The organism is Pseudactinotalea sp. Z1748, assembly GCF_049725185.1.
Taxonomy (GTDB): domain Bacteria; phylum Actinomycetota; class Actinomycetes; order Actinomycetales; family Beutenbergiaceae; genus CALKWS01.
On record NZ_JBMPQB010000004.1, the window covers coordinates 278,328 to 293,676 of the forward strand.

14 protein-coding genes are annotated in these 15,349 nt (G+C 69.2%); 7 read left to right on the forward strand and 7 right to left on the reverse strand.

What is annotated here, in order from left to right:
- Nucleotides 1-14: 14 nt before the first annotated feature.
- The 4 genes from ACO0LU_RS11365 (at nucleotide 15) to ACO0LU_RS11380 (ending at nucleotide 5,314) form a co-directional block, all read left to right on the forward strand.
- Complete coding sequence (locus ACO0LU_RS11365) at nucleotides 15-1,244, forward strand: SPFH domain-containing protein (protein ID WP_424791536.1); 1,230 nt, start codon at nucleotides 15-17, stop codon at nucleotides 1,242-1,244.
- Nucleotides 1,245-1,338: 94 nt separating this feature from the next.
- Nucleotides 1,339-3,060, forward strand: a complete 1,722-nt coding sequence (locus ACO0LU_RS11370) for an ABC transporter ATP-binding protein (RefSeq protein WP_424791537.1) — start codon at nucleotides 1,339-1,341, stop codon at nucleotides 3,058-3,060.
- Nucleotides 3,057-4,925 (forward strand): ABC transporter ATP-binding protein, encoded by a 1,869-nt coding sequence (locus ACO0LU_RS11375; RefSeq protein WP_424791466.1) that lies wholly within the window; start codon nucleotides 3,057-3,059, stop codon nucleotides 4,923-4,925. Before ACO0LU_RS11370 ends, ACO0LU_RS11375 begins: the two co-directional genes overlap by 4 nt.
- 11 nt (nucleotides 4,926-4,936) lie before the next feature.
- Entirely contained in the window at nucleotides 4,937-5,314 is a 378-nt protein-coding gene (locus tag ACO0LU_RS11380) for an ankyrin repeat domain-containing protein (protein WP_424791467.1), read from the forward strand.
- A gap of 91 nt (nucleotides 5,315-5,405) precedes the next feature.
- On the opposite strand, the gene ACO0LU_RS11385 is transcribed toward ACO0LU_RS11380, so the two are convergent.
- Both ACO0LU_RS11385 and ACO0LU_RS11390 read right to left on the reverse strand, forming a co-directional pair.
- Nucleotides 5,406-6,917, reverse strand: coding sequence for a catalase (locus ACO0LU_RS11385; RefSeq protein ID WP_424791468.1), 1,512 nt, complete (start codon nucleotides 6,915-6,917; stop codon nucleotides 5,406-5,408).
- A gap of 67 nt (nucleotides 6,918-6,984) precedes the next feature.
- A complete protein-coding gene (locus ACO0LU_RS11390) occupies nucleotides 6,985-7,425 on the reverse strand; it encodes a Fur family transcriptional regulator (protein WP_424791469.1) in 441 nt (146 codons plus the stop codon).
- Between the two features lie 89 nt (nucleotides 7,426-7,514).
- On the opposite strand from ACO0LU_RS11390, the gene ACO0LU_RS11395 reads away from it, so the two are divergent.
- Entirely contained in the window at nucleotides 7,515-8,687 is a 1,173-nt protein-coding gene (locus tag ACO0LU_RS11395) for a glycosyltransferase family 4 protein (RefSeq protein WP_424791470.1), read from the forward strand.
- A complete protein-coding gene (locus tag ACO0LU_RS11400; protein WP_424791471.1) occupies nucleotides 8,684-9,526 on the forward strand; it encodes a TrmH family RNA methyltransferase in 843 nt (280 codons plus the stop codon). The genes ACO0LU_RS11395 and ACO0LU_RS11400 overlap by 4 nt, the downstream gene beginning before the upstream one ends.
- Nucleotides 9,527-9,534: 8 nt before the next feature.
- Here ACO0LU_RS11400 and ACO0LU_RS11405 read toward each other — a convergent pair whose 3' ends face one another.
- From ACO0LU_RS11405 to ACO0LU_RS11415, 3 genes are all read right to left on the reverse strand, one after another.
- Complete coding sequence (locus tag ACO0LU_RS11405; RefSeq protein WP_424791472.1) at nucleotides 9,535-10,767, reverse strand: MFS transporter; 1,233 nt, start codon at nucleotides 10,765-10,767, stop codon at nucleotides 9,535-9,537.
- Between the two features lie 96 nt (nucleotides 10,768-10,863).
- Complete coding sequence (locus ACO0LU_RS11410) at nucleotides 10,864-11,844, reverse strand: transglutaminase-like domain-containing protein (protein ID WP_424791473.1); 981 nt, start codon at nucleotides 11,842-11,844, stop codon at nucleotides 10,864-10,866.
- Nucleotides 11,845-11,878: 34 nt separating this feature from the next.
- Complete coding sequence (locus tag ACO0LU_RS11415; RefSeq protein ID WP_424791474.1) at nucleotides 11,879-12,691, reverse strand: MerR family transcriptional regulator; 813 nt, start codon at nucleotides 12,689-12,691, stop codon at nucleotides 11,879-11,881.
- Between the two features lie 59 nt (nucleotides 12,692-12,750).
- On the opposite strand from ACO0LU_RS11415, the gene ACO0LU_RS11420 reads away from it, so the two are divergent.
- The gene (locus ACO0LU_RS11420; protein WP_424791475.1) at nucleotides 12,751-13,692 is read left to right on the forward strand and encodes a 5'-3' exonuclease; all 942 of its coding nucleotides are present in this window, start codon (nucleotides 12,751-12,753) and stop codon (nucleotides 13,690-13,692) included.
- A 6-nt stretch (nucleotides 13,693-13,698) separates the two neighbouring features.
- On the opposite strand, the gene ACO0LU_RS11425 is transcribed toward ACO0LU_RS11420, so the two are convergent.
- Together ACO0LU_RS11425 and ACO0LU_RS11430 are read right to left on the reverse strand one after the other, a co-directional pair.
- Complete coding sequence (locus tag ACO0LU_RS11425; RefSeq protein WP_424791476.1) at nucleotides 13,699-14,649, reverse strand: anti-sigma factor RsbA family regulatory protein; 951 nt, start codon at nucleotides 14,647-14,649, stop codon at nucleotides 13,699-13,701.
- A 17-nt stretch (nucleotides 14,650-14,666) separates the two neighbouring features.
- Nucleotides 14,667-15,197, reverse strand: a complete 531-nt coding sequence (locus ACO0LU_RS11430) for a YbhB/YbcL family Raf kinase inhibitor-like protein (RefSeq protein WP_424791477.1) — start codon at nucleotides 15,195-15,197, stop codon at nucleotides 14,667-14,669.
- Between the last annotated feature and the right edge of the window lie 152 nt (nucleotides 15,198-15,349).

A 15,349-nucleotide genomic window follows, 5' to 3' on the forward strand; every position in this document is an offset into this window, starting at 1 on the left:
CATCAATCAAGGGAATTAGCGTGACCGGAGCACAAATCGGTTTCATCGTGGTGGCGGTTATCTTCGCCATCTTCGTCATCGTGGCGATTCGCCAGTCGATCCGGATCGTGCCACAGGCCGTGGCACTGATCATCGAACGGCTGGGCCGCTACCAGTCCACCATGTACGCGGGGTTGCACTTCCTGATCCCCTTCATCGACCGCGTCCGGGCCGGGGTGGACCTGCGTGAGCAGGTCGTCTCGTTCGCCCCGCAGCCGGTGATCACCTCCGACAACCTGGTGGTCTCCATCGACACGGTCATCTACTTCCAGGTGACCGAACCTAAGGACGCGACCTATGAGATCGCGAACTACATCACCGGTATCGAACAGCTCACCGTGACCACGTTGCGTAACGTGATCGGGTCGATGGACCTGGAGCAGACCCTGACCAGCCGAGACCAGATCAACGGGCAGTTGCGCGGGGTACTGGACGAAGCCACCGGGCGCTGGGGGATCCGCGTGAACCGCGTCGAGCTCAAGGCGATCGACCCGCCGGCCAGCGTGCAGGGCTCGATGGAGCAGCAGATGCGCGCCGAGCGGGATCGCCGTGCGGCGATCCTGACCGCCGAGGGTGTCAAGCAGTCCCAGATCCTGACCGCCGAGGGTGAGAAGCAGGCCGCGATTTTGCGCGCCGAGGGTCAGGCGCAGTCCGCGATCCTCAAGGCCCAGGGTGAGTCTCGCGCCATCCTGCAGGTGTTCGACGCCATCCACCGCGGTGACGCCGATCCGAAACTGCTGGCCTACCAGTACCTGCAGATGCTGCCGCAGATCGCCAACGGTTCCTCCTCCAAGCTCTGGGTCATCCCCACCGAGTTCACTGCCGCGCTGGGCTCGATCTCCTCCGCCTTCGGCGGCGGCGCCACCCCGCCCGGGTTCGAGGGCTTCGGCGATGACGACGACGACGGTGGCGACGGGGACGGCGACGGCGACGGGAACGGCGGGCCGAGGAGGAAGCGGAAGAAGGAGCGCGCCTCCACCGTGGAGCACATCGAGGGCCTGGACGTGGAACTCCCGGAGACCTCGCTGCAGGACCCATCCGAGGCGCTGCGAGAGGCTCGCGGACAGGTCGATGAGGCCACCGCCGAGGCGACCACGGCCGGGGAGACCTCCGGGCGTCCGTTCTCCGGTGCGGCCGAGGCCGGCCAGGTGCCCGAGGGCGGCGAGGACGCCGCCCCGCCCCCGCCCCCGCAGCCGCGTCAGTAGCCGGCGCGCCACCGCTGCGCTCACCGCGAACGCAGCCGCCCCGTCCACACTCGATGTGGGCGGGGCGGTGTAGCCTCACGGCGTGCGTGATTTGATGGGCCGCTACCTGCGGCCTTACCGGGGTGCGATCGGGCTGGTCGTCGTCTTGCAGTTCGCCCAGACCATGGCGGCGCTGTTGCTGCCGAGCCTGAACGCCCGGATCATCGATGAGGGGATCGTGCCCGGGGACACCGGGCTGATCCTGCGCCTCGGTCTGGTGATGCTCGGCGTCTCGATGGTCCAGGTGCTCGCCGCCGTGGGTGCGGTCTACGTGGGAGCGCGCACGGCGATGAGCGTGGGCCGCGACGTGCGGCAGGCCCTGTTCACCCGGGTGCAGCGCTTCTCCACCCAGGAGATCTCCGTCTTCGGTGCTCCGTCGCTGATCACCCGCACCACCAATGATGTTCAGCAGGTGCAGATGCTGGTGCTGTTCACCCTGATCATGATCGTGATGGCACCGATCATGCTGCTGGGCGGGGTGATCATGGCGGTGCGCACCGACGCGGGCCTGTCGCTGCTGGTGGTGGCAGTGGTGCCGGCACTGGCGACCGCGATGGGCCTGGTGGTGTGGCGCGCGATCCCGCACTTCAGGGCGATGCAGGAGCGGATCGACGGGATCAACCGGGTGATGCGCGAACAACTCGGTGGGATCCGGGTGATCCGGGCGTTCGCGAAGGAGCGGCGGGAAGAAGCCCGCTTCACCGAAGCCAGCGTCGCCCTGGAGGACGTGGCGATCAAGGTCGGCAAACTCATGGCGCTGGCCTTCCCGCTGGTGATGTTCATTATCAACGGTGCTTCGGTGCTGGTGATCTGGTTCGGCGGGCACCGGGTGGAGTCCGGGCAGACCCAGGTGGGGGCGCTGGTGGCGTTCCTGGCCTACCTGATGTTCATCCTGATGTCAGTGATGCTCGCGACCATGTTGGTGATGTTCGCCCCGCGGGCCCTGGTGTCGGGGGGCCGGATCCAGGAGGTGCTGGACTCCATACCCACGGTGACGCCCCCGGCCAGGCCCGAGCGCCCGGGCGCGGTGCGCGGGCTCGTGCAGTTCGAGTCGGTCAGTTTCGGTTACCCCGGCGCCGACGCCGATGTGCTGCACGAGGTGAGTTTCACCGCCGAGCCGGGCCGCACCACCGCGGTCATCGGCTCCACCGGCTCCGGTAAGTCCACCGTCGTGAACCTGGTGCCCCGCCTCTTCGACGCCACCGGCGGCCGGGTGCTGCTGGACGGCGTGGACGTGCGCGATTTCGATCCCGGTCTGTTGGCCACCATGATCGGCTTGGTCCCCCAGCGTCCGTACCTGTTCTCCGGCACGGTCGCCTCCAATCTGTCCTTCGGGCGCGCCGAGGCCACCGAGGAGGAGATGTGGGAGGCCTTGCGGATCGCCCAGGCCGCCGACTTCGTCGCTGACATGGACGGCGGGTTGCACGCCGAGATCGCCCAGGGCGGCACGAATGTCTCCGGTGGTCAGCGACAACGGATCTCCATGGCCAGGGCGTTGATCCGGCAGGCGCCGATCTACCTGTTCGACGACTCCTTCTCCGCCCTTGACTACACCACCGACGCCGCCCTGCGCAGCGCGATGCGGCCGGCAACATCGCAGTCGACGGTGATCGTGGTGGCCCAACGAGTGGCGACCATCCGTGACGCCGACCAGATCCTGGTGCTCGACCATGGCCGCCTGGTGGGGGCGGGAACCCACACCGAACTGCTTGAGGGCAACGTCACCTACGCCGAGATCGTCAACTCCCAGCTCAGCGCCGCCGAGGCGGGCCGATGAGCGGGCACCGAGCGCCCCAGCGCGGGCCCGCCGGCCACGGCGGCGCGGGCCGGATGCCGGGGGAGCGTCCGGCACAGTTCGGCCCGACCGTGCGCCGGGTGATCGGCGAACTGCGTGACCAGCGGGCACGGATCATCACCGGGTTCGTGCTCGGGGGGATGGGTGTGATCCTGAACGCGGCCGGGCCGATGCTGTTGGGCAGGGCCACCGACATCGTGGTGGACGGGATGCTGGGTGGTGCCGGTGTGGACTTCGCCGCACTCGCCCGGGTCCTGGTGCTGGTCAGCGGGGTGTACGCGGTCGGGGCCACCTCGATGTGGGCGCAGGGGGTGCTCACCACGGTCGCGGTGCAGCGCACCCTGAACATGATGCGACTGAACCTGCAACGCAAACTCTCCCGGGTACCGCTGTCCTACGTCGACGCCCGCCAGCGCGGGGAACTGCTGTCCCGGATGACCAATGATGTGGACAACCTGGCCCAGACACTGCAGCAGACCCTGTCGCAATTGATCACCGCGGTACTGACGATCCTGTCGGTGCTGACGATGATGATCATCATCTCCCCGCTGCTGGCTCTCGTGGCGGTGGTCACAGTGCCGCTGTCCGGCTTCATCGTGGCCCAGATCGCCCGACGCTCCCAGCCGGAGTTCATCGAGCAGTGGCGCCGCACCGGGACCTTGAACGGGCACGTGGAGGAGATGTACACCGGGCACGCCCTGGTCACGGTGTTCGGGCACGAGCGCACCGCCCAGGAGACCTTCGCCAGCGAGAACCAGGCGCTCTACCAAGCGTCCTACCGCGCCCAGTTCATCACCGGCATCATCCAGCCGGTGATGGGGATGATGTCCAACATCGGGTACGTCCTGGTGGCGGTGATCGGGGGTCTGCGCGTGATCTCCGGGCACCTGAGCATCGGAGAGGTGCAGGCGTTCGTCCAGTACTCGCGCCAGTTCGGCCAGCCGATCACCCAGATCGCCGGCATGCTGAACCTGCTGCAGTCCGGAGCGGCGTCGGCCGAGCGGATCTTCGAGGTGTTGAGCGCTCCGGAGGAATCGACCGACCCGCACGTCAGCGCGGAGGAGTCGATCCCGGAGCAGGTGCGCGGGCACGTGGAGTTCCGCGACATCTCCTTCCGCTACCGCGAGGACACCCCGCTGATCGAGTCGTTGTCACTGGTGGCCGAGCCCGGGCAGACCGTCGCGATCGTGGGGCCCACCGGCGCGGGCAAGACCACTCTGGTGAACCTGCTGATGCGCTTCTATGAGGTCGATGGCGGTCAGATCACCCTGGACGGGGTGGACATCGCCACGGTGCCGCGGGCACAGGTGCGCTCCAACATCGGGATGGTGCTGCAGGACACCTGGCTGTACTCGGGCACGATCGAGGAGAACATCACCTACGGCGTCGACACCGAGGTGGGGCACGAGGAACTGGTCGCCGCGGCCCGGGCCACCCACGTGGATCCGTTCGTGCGCACGCTGGCGCACGGTTACCAGACCCAGATCGACGACGAGGGCGTGCGCGGCACTGCGGTCAGTGCGGGCGAGAAGCAATTGCTCACCATCGCCCGGGCATTCCTCGCCGATCCACCGATTCTGATCCTGGATGAGGCCACCAGTTCGGTGGACACCCGAACCGAGGCGTTGGTGCAGGAGGCGATGGGCGCACTGCGACAGGGCCGCACAAGCTTCGTCATCGCTCACCGGCTGTCCACCATCCGCGATGCCGATGTGATCCTGGTGATGGAGTCCGGCAGCATCGTCGAACAGGGCAACCACGACGAGTTGCTCGCCGCCGGCGGAGCCTACGCCCGGCTGTACGAGTCCCAGTTCGCCGCAGGGGCGCAGGTGGGCGAGTCGGAGTAGGCTCTCTCGCCATGGGCTCGCTGTCGGAGGAACAGACCGCCAAGGTGATCGCGCTGGCCATGGACCTGGCCCGCGCGGGGCAGGCGGAGGAACTGGGTGAGTTCGTCGATCGGGGTCTACCGATCGACGTCCCGGACGGTGAGGGCAACACCCTGCTGATGCTGGCGGCCTACCACGGGCACGCCCGGACCGTGGCTGCCCTGATCGAGCGGGGAGCGGATGTGAACCTACGCAACGCCAGGGACCAGTCCCCGATCGCCGGTGCCCTGTTCAAGGGTGAGGACGAGGTCGTGGCGATGCTGCGGGCCGCTGGCGCGGACCTTGATGCCGGCAGCCCGAGCGCTCGGCAGACAGCGGACTTGTTCGGGCGCGCTCATCTGCTGGAGTGACCCACTGCGCGCCTGGGGGCTGGCGCGACATGCTGAAAGGCCCGGGTGACCGTAGATGGTCACCCGGGCCCTCAGGTCAGTGCGTCGCGGCTCAGACGTGTACCGGCTCGTTGTCCGGGTTCGCGTCCAAGGAGTCCAGGGTCCCGGCCGCCAGGGCCTCGATCGCGCGGCGCACACCTTCACCGTAGGCCGGGTCGGCCAGGGTGCAGTTGTGGATGTGCCGCTCGATGGTGGCCTCCGAGGCGCCGTTGATCGCCCGGGCGGTGTTGGCGAACAGACGCTGCTGCTCCTCGGGGGTCATCAGACGGAACAGGTCACCGGGCTGCTCGTAGTAGTTCGAGTCGTCCTCGCGGAAGTCGAACCGGGCGGCGGTGTCACCGATCGCCTGGCTGGGGTCGGCGTAGGCCGGGGTCGCCTCGAAGCGACCGTAACTGTTCGGGGTGTACCCGGGGGTGCCGCCCTGGTTGCCGTCCACCCGGCCCAGACCGTCGCGGTGGTAGGTGTTGACCACTGTGGCGCCGCGGGGGTAGTTGACCGGGATCTGGTGGTGGTTGACGCCCAGGCGGTAGCGGGCGGCGTCGCCGTAGGAGAACAGCCGGCCCTGCAGCATCCGGTCGGGGGAGAACCCGATGCCGGGCACGATGTTCGCCGGGGTGAAGGCGACCTGCTCGACGTCGGCGAAGTAGTTCTCCGGGTTGCGATTGAGCTCGAACTCACCGACCTCAATGAGCGGGTAGTCCTTCTTCGACCAGACCTTGGTGAGGTCGAAGGGGTGGAAGCGGTAGTTCTGCGCGTCGGCCTCCGGCATCACCTGGACGAAGAGCGTCCACTTGGGGAAGTCGCCCCGCTCGATGGCCTCGAAGAGGTCGCGCTGGGAGGACTCGCGGTCATCGGCGATCACCTTGGCTGCCTCGGCATCGGTGAGGTTCTTGATGCCCTGCTGGGTGCGGAAGTGGAACTTCACCCAGAAGCGCTCGTTCTGCGCGTTGATGAAGGAGTAGGTGTGCGAGCCGAAGCCGTGCATGTGCCGGTAGCCGTCCGGGATACCGCGGTCGGACATCACGATGGTCACCTGGTGCAGGGCCTCGGGCAGGCTGGTCCAGTAGTCCCAGTTGTTCTCCGCATCGCGCAGGTTGGTGCGCGGGTCACGCTTGACCGCGCGGTTGAGGTCGGGGAACTTGTGCGGGTCACGGTGGAAGAACACCGGGGTGTTGTTCCCGACCATGTCCCAGTTGCCCTCCTCGGTGAAGAAGCGCAGGGCGAATCCGCGGATGTCGCGCTCGGCGTCGGCGGCACCACGCTCGCCGGCCACCGTGGAGAAGCGGGCGAACATCTCGGTCTGCTTGCCGACCTCGGAGAAGATTGCGGCCTTGGAGTACTTGGAGATGTCGTGCGTGGTGGTGAAGGTACCCCACGCGCCCGAGCCCTTGGCGTGCATGCGGCGCTCCGGGATCACTTCACGGTCGAAGTGGGCCAGCTTCTCCAGGAACCACACGTCTTGCAGGAGCATCGGGCCCCGGGCGCCGGCGGTGATGGCGTTGTCGTTCTCCGCGACCGGCGCGCCGGCGGCAGTCGTCAGGGGCTTGGTGTTGTCTACGGTCATTCCTTGCTCCTTAGCGGGAATCTGGGTTTTCTGATGCAGGTCCGGTGCCGTTCCCGGCAACGGTGGTTCAGGTGTGTACCGGGATCGCCTGGGCAGCACTGCGGCAGTCGGCGCAGGTGCCCCAGTAGATGACCTCGGCGGTATCGATGGTGAAGCCGTGATCGTCACTGGCATGCAGGCACGGTGCCTCTCCGACCGCACAGGGCACGTCGTGGATCGCACCGCAGGCCCGGCACACCACGTGGTGGTGGTTGTCCCCGCGGTAGAGTTCGAACCGGCCGGGTGACCCGTCCGGCTCGATCCGCCGTAGGAGCCGAGCGTCGGTCAGGGCGTGCAGCACGTCGTAGACCGCCTGCGTGGAGACGGTGCCGAGCCGCTCATGCACGGCGTGACGGATGGTCTCCGCAGTGGCGTGCGGGTGGGCCTCCACCTCGGCCAGGACCGCCAGCCGCGGTGCGGTGACGCGTAGTTCCGCGGCGCGCAGCATGCCTGCGTGGCTGGTGGACATGGCTCTAGAGTAGATCAGTTTCCGGAACAGTTCAAGTTAAGGCGGCGTCCCCCATCGCCGGGCTGGAGTGCGTCTGGCACGATGGCACCGTGCGTATCGCCGTGGTGGCCGAGTCCTTCCTACCCCAGGCCAATGGGGTGACCGTGACCGCGCTCCGGCTGCTGGAGTACCTGGACGCCCACGGCGACGAGGTGCTGGTTCTGGCTCCGGCACCGAGCCGCGGTGAGGATGCGGTGGACCAGTACGCCGGCGCAAGTGTCTACCGGTTCCGGTCGGTGTCCCTGCCGGGATATGCCGAGATGCGCCTGTCCAACCCCCGGGTGCGTACGCTCGCCGAGCACCTGCGCTACTTCAATCCGGATGTGGTGCATCTGGCCGCCCCGTTCCTGCTGGGCCGGCAGGCTATCGGCGCCGCACAGTCCCTGGACCTGCCCACGGTCGCGGTGTACCAGACCGAGGTGCCCACCTACGCCCGGCGGTACCACGCCAAGCAGATCGAACCCCTGCTGTGGCGCCGGATCGAGCAGATCCACAAGCGGGCCACGCTGTCCCTGGCTCCGTCCAGTTACGCGTGCGCCCAACTGATCGAACGAGGGGTGCACCGGGTCGCGGTATGGCCGCACGGGGTGGACCGGGACCGCTTCGACCCGGTGTACCGGGACGAGGCGCTGCGGGCCACTCTGGCCGGACCGGGCGAGGTGATCGTCGGATACGTCGGGCGCCTGGCCAGGGAGAAGCAGGTGGAGGACCTGGCCGCGCTGGCGCATCTGCCGAATATCCGCGTCGTCGTGGTGGGTGATGGCCCGCGTCGGGAGAAACTGGCCCAGTCGTTGCCGGGCGCCATCTTCACCGGACACCTGCAGGGACCGGACCTGCCGCGGATGATGGCCAGTTTCGACATCTTCGTCCACACCGGGCAGATGGACACCTTCGCCCAGACGATCGTGGAGGCCCACGCCTCCGGGGTGCCGGTGGTGGCCCCGGCCCGAGGGGGCCCGCTGGATCTGGTCGAGCCCGGGAAGACCGGATTCCTCTACACCCCGGACAGCCTGCCCGAACTGACCCGGCACGTGCGGACCCTGACCGAGGATGCCGGATTGCGGATGGTGATGGGGGTGGCGGCACGCGAATCCACCGCCAACCGGACCTGGGAGGTGGTCAACGCCGAGATCCTGCGCCATTACACCAACGCGGTCACCTTCAACCTGCGTGACCGGGCCCAGCGGTTCCGTCCCCCGAGGCGGCGGTTGCTGACCCGATGATCGTCGAGGTTACCGACCTGGACGCGGTGGAACTGTCCGCCTACGCCAGGCTCACCGATATGGCGCTGCGCTCTCGGCACGAACCGGCCAAGGGGATGTACATCGCCGAATCATCCCTGGTGATCGAGCGTGCGGTCGCGGCCGGGCACCTGCCCATCTCCTTTCTGATGGCGCCGAAGTGGCTGGAGTCGATGCGCCCGGTCATCGCCGCCGCCTGCGGTGGTCACGATGACGGGGGAGACGTCCCGGTCTACCTGGCGAAGGAGCCCGTCCTGCAGGAACTGACCGGATTCCGGATGCATCGTGGCGCGCTGGCAGCGATGCGCCGGCCGTCGCTACCGCAGGTCAGCGAGGTACTGACCGACGCCCGGCGGGTGGCCGTGTTCGAGGACGTGGTGGACCACACCAACCTGGGGGCGGCGTTCCGGGCCTGTGCCGGGCTGGGGGTGGACGCGGTGCTGATCACCCCCCGGTGCGCCGATCCGCTCTACCGGCGCAGCATCCGGGTGTCGATGGGCACGGTCTTCCAGGTGCCCTGGACCCGGATCGACCCATGGCCGGGCGACGGTCCCCAGGAAGGGGTGGAGGCGTTGCGCTCGCGCGGCTTCGCTGTCGCTGCTCTGGCGCTGACCGATGACGCGGTCAGCCTGGTGCAGATGGAGGCGGACCCGCCGGGCAAACTCGCCCTGGTGCTGGGTACCGAGGGGGATGGACTGCGGCGCGAGACGATCGCCGCTTGTGACCTCACCGTGCAGATCCCGATGGCCGGTGGGGTGGACTCCCTGAACGTGGCCGCGGCCGCCGCCGTGGCGCTCTGGGCCACCCGGTTGCGGTCCTGACCGCGCGCTCAGTGGACCATCGTGGGGTCGCGTAGCGACCAGGCGACAGCGCTGGCTATGACGGCGATGAGGGCGAGTGCGAGCAGACCGGCGGTGTGGGAGCCGGACAACGCAACCGAGACGGCCGGGATCATCGGGGCGATCGCTGCGGCGGTGATCGTGGCCGACTGCGCCATGCCCTGGACGCGCCCGAGGTTCACCGTTCCGAAGGTGCGAGCCCAGATCGTCCCGTTCAGTACCCCGGTAGCGCCCATGCCGAGCCCGAGGCACGCGAAGGCGACATAGGCGGCAACCGCGCTCGGGACGAGGAGGACGCACGTGGCTGCGAGGACGGTGGCGCTCGAGCCGAGCAGGGCGGCGCGAGTGGTGAGCCGGTCCACGATGAGACCGGCCAGCACCACTCCGAGCGCGGATGTGGCGCCGAGTATCCCGACCGTGCCGCCGGCGGCCAGGAAGTCGACCCCGCGTTCAGCGAGGATGGACACGGCGTGAAAGGTGACGGCCGTGCTGATGAGTGGTGGCCCTGCGAGGATGAGCAGCAGTCGAGCCGCAAGACCGCTGGGCAGGGCGGGCAGCCCCCGACGACCGGGGCGTACCGGAGCGGGGTGGGCAACGGTGTCGCCTTGATTCGTCGCTGCACTACCGGCCCGGGCTGGTCCACCACGCACCAGCAGCCCCAGGGGGAGCACCACGATGAGCAGCACCACGGCGAGCACCTGGTAGGCGGTGCGCCAGTCGGTGTGCACGATGAGCAGCGCGGTCAGGGGCGGCAGCGCCATCGAACTCAGAGTCAGGCCGAGGTTGGCCAGCGCCACCGCCTGTCCCCGTCGGCGTCCGAAGTTGCGGGCCACCAGAAGGGTCCCGATGAGAGGGAAGGATCCCTGACCGGAAGTCCGCAGGAGCGCCAGCGCGAGGAAAGCGGTGAGGGCTCCGGTGGCCACGCTGGCGAGGCCGCATGCGGCGGCGAGTGCCGCCGCGACGATGATCCAGGATGGGCGCAGACCGCGGCGGTCCATCACGCGGCCCAGCAGGATCATCGCGCTGGCCGAGATGACCGTGCCCGCCGCGTACAGGATCGAGAAGGTGGTGCGGGACAGGTCGGTGCCGGCCAGGAAGTCGTCGACGAAGACCGAGATGAGGAACGATTGCCCCGGCGCGGAGGCGGCGAAGGCGGCCGCTGCGAGGCCCAGGCTGTGGAGTTGGTGGCGCCGGTAGGCGGGTTGGTGTCCGTCGTCGTTCACTTGTCTCGCGGGTCTCCTGGGGGCGCGGGTGGGTCGGCCCTGCCACCGTAGACGACCGGTTCGCTCGGTTCCTATCCGGCCGTGCGCCCATCCGCACTAGGGCAGTACCGCCAGGCCGGGGTCCGCCGCCGGGGCCCACTCCGTACGCCGGGCTCGCAGGTCGGTCACCCCGATGCGGCCCGAGGGTGAGACGGTGCGCACGCGCGCACCCGGGCGCACCTGCGGCGAAGTAGCCCAGAGGGTGGCGAGGTCTTCCTCGGCGCCGCGGTCGCCGTCGTCGGCCGCCACGATCAGGCGGGCCAGATGGTCGGTGGCCCCGATCAACTCGGTATGCACCTGCGCGGGATGGGGCAGGCCCATCGCGGCCCCGCCGCCGGACCCGGCCGGCTCGTCCAGTCCCGGCCCCCAGACATCCCACAACAGCAATTCGGTGCGCATCAGGTGTGCCAGGTCGCTGAGCAGGTACCGCTGGACGAAGGTCGGACCGCGTAGGAACGCATGTCCGGGCATGACGCCGTAGGTGCTCAGGTCGGTGTGGCCGTCGCGGTAGGCCAGCCATGCCTGCGCGGCGGTCTGGAACGGGGCGCCGGCGCCTCGGGGCAGGTCGTGCATCGGCACGTCCTGGTGCTCGGCTCCGAACTCCGGGTCGAACCTGATCCAACGCTGTTCCTGCCTCGACCAGCGCTCGGCGACGACGTGGTCATGGTGGAAGCCGGGGGTCAGGTAGGCGGCGAACCCGACCCTGCTGCGGGCCGGGATGCCGTGTTGGCGCAGGATCGCTATGGCCAGCAGGGTGTGGTCGCGGCAGCACCCTCCGACCTTGTCCGAGTCTGCACGCTCGGTGGTGAGTGGGCCGGGGGAGCGCTCCAGCGCGGTGGCGCAGATCCGATCGACCCACCGGGTGTCGATATCAGCCAACTGCCGGGCTGAGAGGGCCGGGCCTGCGCGGTAGTGCCCGATCGTGCGCGTCACCGCTCGATGCAAACTGGGGGTGTCGGCGGGCACATCGGCCAGCAGGCCGGCGTGGCCGGCGGGCTCGGAGAAGGGGCTGTGGGTGGCGTAGCTGTTCAGGTCCATGCCCGCAACGGTGGTCTCTGCCCCAGGGGCAGGGTCAAGCAGATGCCACTCGCACGGCCACCTCGGCGGCGACCTGCCGGGGGTCGCTGGGCCAGGGGACCGGGTAGATCTCCCGGGGCGGGGCCACCGGGCCGCCGCGCTGTGCGGCCTGTCGGTACAGGTGGGCGTAGGCGGGCAGGATCTGCGGGTAGCGGCACTGCTCGGCACTGACCGGCACGTAGATCTCGGTTCCGGCCGGTTCGGCGCGCAGCATGATCGCACCGGCGGGACGGGCAGCGCCGGCGTAGGGCACGCAGGTCTCGATGCGGGCGGGTGCCCCGGTGGCGATCGGGTCCAGGTAACACACCCAGTACTCCGGGCCCACCCCGGCCCCGCACCTGCGCAGGTGCGCCCGGACCTGCGCCACCGTCGCCATGATCGTGTCCGGGAGCGTCTGCGCACTGACGTCCGCGCGCAACGCCGCCACCACCCGTTCACCCACCTTCCGGCGCCGGGCCTGGTGCGGGCTCCCGGCCCCGGGGGCGTCCATGACGGCATAGCGGTGCAGGCTCGCGATCTGTTCCTGATCCTGGTGTGAGCGTTCGGTCAGCCACGTCAGCACCTGCTCCCTGGCCGCAAGCGGGTCGGCCACGAGCACGCGCGCGATCTGCTCCAACGGCATCCCGGCCCGGCGCAGCAGCCCGATTGTGCGCCCGGTTTCCACCTGTTCGTTGGTGTAGCGCCGGTAGCCGGTGGCCTCCTCCACGCGAGCGGGCACGAGCAGACCGCTGTCGTGATAGAGCCGCAGCGCCTTGATGCTCAGCCCGGTGCGCCGCGACATCGTCCCGGTGCTCAGCCACACCTCCATGGCAAGAGCCTGGCACAGATGCTCGTGCCGAACGCAGGCCTCTGCCAGACTTGTCGCCCATGGCCCGCCTGATGCTGCTCGACACCGCCAGTTTGTACTTCCGCGCGTTCTTCGGGGTGCCTGACTCCCTGCGTGCCCCGGACGGCACCCCGGTCAACGCGGTACGAGGGTTGCTGGACTTCATCGCCCGGCTGGCCACCGACTACCAGCCCACCCACCTGGTGTGCGCATGGGACAACGACTGGCGCCCGGACTGGCGGGTGGAGTTGCTTCCCACCTACAAGGCGCACCGGGTCGAGGCCGAGCACGCCGAGGCCCCGGACGCCGAGGAAGTACCCGATGCCCTGGCGGTGCAGGTGCCGGTGATCCAGCAGGTCCTGGCCGCGCTGGGGATCGCGGTGGTGGGGGTGGACGGGTATGAGGCCGACGACGTGATCGGCACCCTGGCCACCGACGCCGGGATGGCCGTGGAGGTGGTCACCGGTGATCGCGACCTGTTCCAACTGGTCGACGACGACGCGCACGTCCGTGTGCTGTACACCGCACGCGGGGTGGGAAAGCACGAACGGGTGAGCGGCGCCGTCGTGCGTGACAGGTACGGCGTCACCGCGGCCCAGTACGCCGACTTCGCCACCTTGCGCGGGGACCCCTCCGACGGACTGCCCGGAGTGCGCGGCGTGGGGGACAAGACCGCAGCGAACCTGCTGGCCACCTACGGCGACCTGGCCGGGGTCCGGGCCGCCGCGGCCGACCCGTCCTCGGCACTGACCCCGGCCCAGCGCACCCGCATCGCCGAGGCGGCGGACTATCTCGACGTCGCCCCGAAGGTGGTGGCGGTGGCCCGGGACCTTCCGTTGGGCGAGGTCGACTCGGCCCGTCCCGGTCTGGACTCGGACCACCCACTGCCGGCCGATGAGGCGACACTGCGCGAACTGAGCGAGCGTTGGGGTCTGGCGGGGTCGGTGGAGCGGGTGCTGGTGGCGCTGGGCACCCAGCCCTGAGGGCTCTCAGTCGGCGGGCTCGGTATCGCTGATGACCAGGCGGACGGTGAAGCCCTCGTCGGTCCCGATCGCGACGTAGTCACAACTCTCGTGGGCCAGCCACAGACCCAGCCCTCCGGTGGTGCTGTCGCTGGTGCGCACCAGCCCGACCAGCGGATCATCAGGCCCGGGGCCGGTGTCGGTGACCGTGGCGACCGCCCGTCCCGGCGCCCACCAGACCCGCAGCCGGACCGGCGGGGTGCCGTGCTCGAAGGCGTTGGTCACCGCCTCGTTCACGGCGATCTCTATTGCCATCGCCTTGCGCCGCTCGCAGCCGCTGCGCCGGCCGGCTTCGCGCGCCAGGGCCCGGGCCTGGCTCCTGCTCGGGTCGGTCACATCGGCCAGCGGCGTCGCGGATTCGAGGGGGTCGGCGGCGGGGGAGTGCCGGGCGAAGAACTCCGCCGGGGGTTCGAAGGTGGCGCTGGGCAGCCTCCGGGCCCCTGTGGTGGCCAGCCACGGATGGGTGCGGCGGACGTCATCGAGGACGTCCCGGCTTGCCACGTTGGCGTCGTAGGTGCACAGATGCGATACCGGGAAATCGGCGAACAGACGATTCACCGCCGCCTCATACCGTGCCCACCAGGACCAGGTGTGCTCGATCGCCGGTGTCGGCACCTGCCCGACCACGCGGATCCGGCCCGCGTGGCCCCGGGTGAGCCCGGTCAGGTGCTCCAGATGAGTTTCGATGGTGCTGGAGGGCCGGCGGTACCCCGCGTCACCGTCGAGGAAGCTCGCGTGCGCTGCGGCCGGGCCGAGCGCAGTGCGCAGCCACTCGGCCCGCTGGTGGCCGAGGGTGACGATGGTGGGCTCACCTGCGTCGAAGCCCGCCCGCACGAACGGCACCACCATCTGCAGGAACTCGGTCCGGGAGTCGTAGATGGCGGCTTGGTGGATGTGTTCGGGGGTCTGGAGATTCACGACGGGGGTCAGTGGGGTTATGGCTGCTGATAGGTCGGCACCAACGTAGCCCGGGCGAGGGTATGGAACAGCGCGGTGAAGGCCACCTTGGTGGGGCTGTGCTCACTGCTGAGGTCCAGGGACTCGGTGTCCAGGGCGTGCACGGCGAAGATGTACCGGTGCGGGTGGTCCCCGGGCGGGGGCGCCGCACCCTCGTAGCCGAAGGTGCCGCCGTCGGACCGCACGTGGAATGCCGCTCCGGGCAGACCGAGGTCGCTCTCCCCGGCGCCCTGCTCGAGGGAGGTCACCTGCACGGGGATGTCCACCGCGCTCCAGTGCCAGTAACCCGCCGGGTTAGGGGCGTCCGGGTCGAAGCAGTTGATGAGGAAGGACTGGGTCTCCTCGGGGAAACCGGACCAGTTCAGGGCTGGCGAGATATTCCCGCCGGCCGCGGTGAAGGAGGCGGCCAGAGGGGTGCCATCGGTGATATCCGGGCTGGTCAGGGTGAAGGATCCGGTGGCGGGCAGCAGGTCATAGGGGTTCGGGGCGAGGGGTCGGGACAGGTCCATGGGCTCCTGGGCTCCTCGGTACGGATAACTCTCCCGGTGGTTCTACCACGACTTGGTTGTTCGTGCCTCTTGGATCTTGACAGGCCGGCGCCGACAGCCTTGACTAGAACTGACGTTCGATGAATGTCAGTGGTCGCACCTACCGTGTCAGG

Bases quoted from the DNA above. Each gene is read 5' to 3' on its own strand.
- ACO0LU_RS11370 (WP_424791537.1), top strand. From the start codon at position 1,339: ATGGGCCGCTACCTGCGGCCTTACCGGGGTGCGATCGGGCTGGTCGTC.
- ACO0LU_RS11375 (WP_424791466.1), top strand. From the start codon at position 3,057: ATGAGCGGGCACCGAGCGCCCCAGCGCGGGCCCGCCGGCCACGGCGGC.
- ACO0LU_RS11415 (WP_424791474.1), bottom strand. From the start codon at position 12,691: ATGGAGGTGTGGCTGAGCACCGGGACGATGTCGCGGCGCACCGGGCTG.
- ACO0LU_RS11430 (WP_424791477.1), bottom strand. From the start codon at position 15,197: ATGGACCTGTCCCGACCCCTCGCCCCGAACCCCTATGACCTGCTGCCC.
- ACO0LU_RS11380 (WP_424791467.1), top strand. From the start codon at position 4,937: ATGGGCTCGCTGTCGGAGGAACAGACCGCCAAGGTGATCGCGCTGGCC.
- ACO0LU_RS11385 (WP_424791468.1), bottom strand. From the start codon at position 6,917: ATGACCGTAGACAACACCAAGCCCCTGACGACTGCCGCCGGCGCGCCG.
- ACO0LU_RS11400 (WP_424791471.1), top strand. From the start codon at position 8,684: ATGATCGTCGAGGTTACCGACCTGGACGCGGTGGAACTGTCCGCCTAC.
- ACO0LU_RS11420 (WP_424791475.1), top strand. From the start codon at position 12,751: ATGGCCCGCCTGATGCTGCTCGACACCGCCAGTTTGTACTTCCGCGCG.
- ACO0LU_RS11410 (WP_424791473.1), bottom strand. From the start codon at position 11,844: ATGGACCTGAACAGCTACGCCACCCACAGCCCCTTCTCCGAGCCCGCC.
- ACO0LU_RS11390 (WP_424791469.1), bottom strand. From the start codon at position 7,425: ATGTCCACCAGCCACGCAGGCATGCTGCGCGCCGCGGAACTACGCGTC.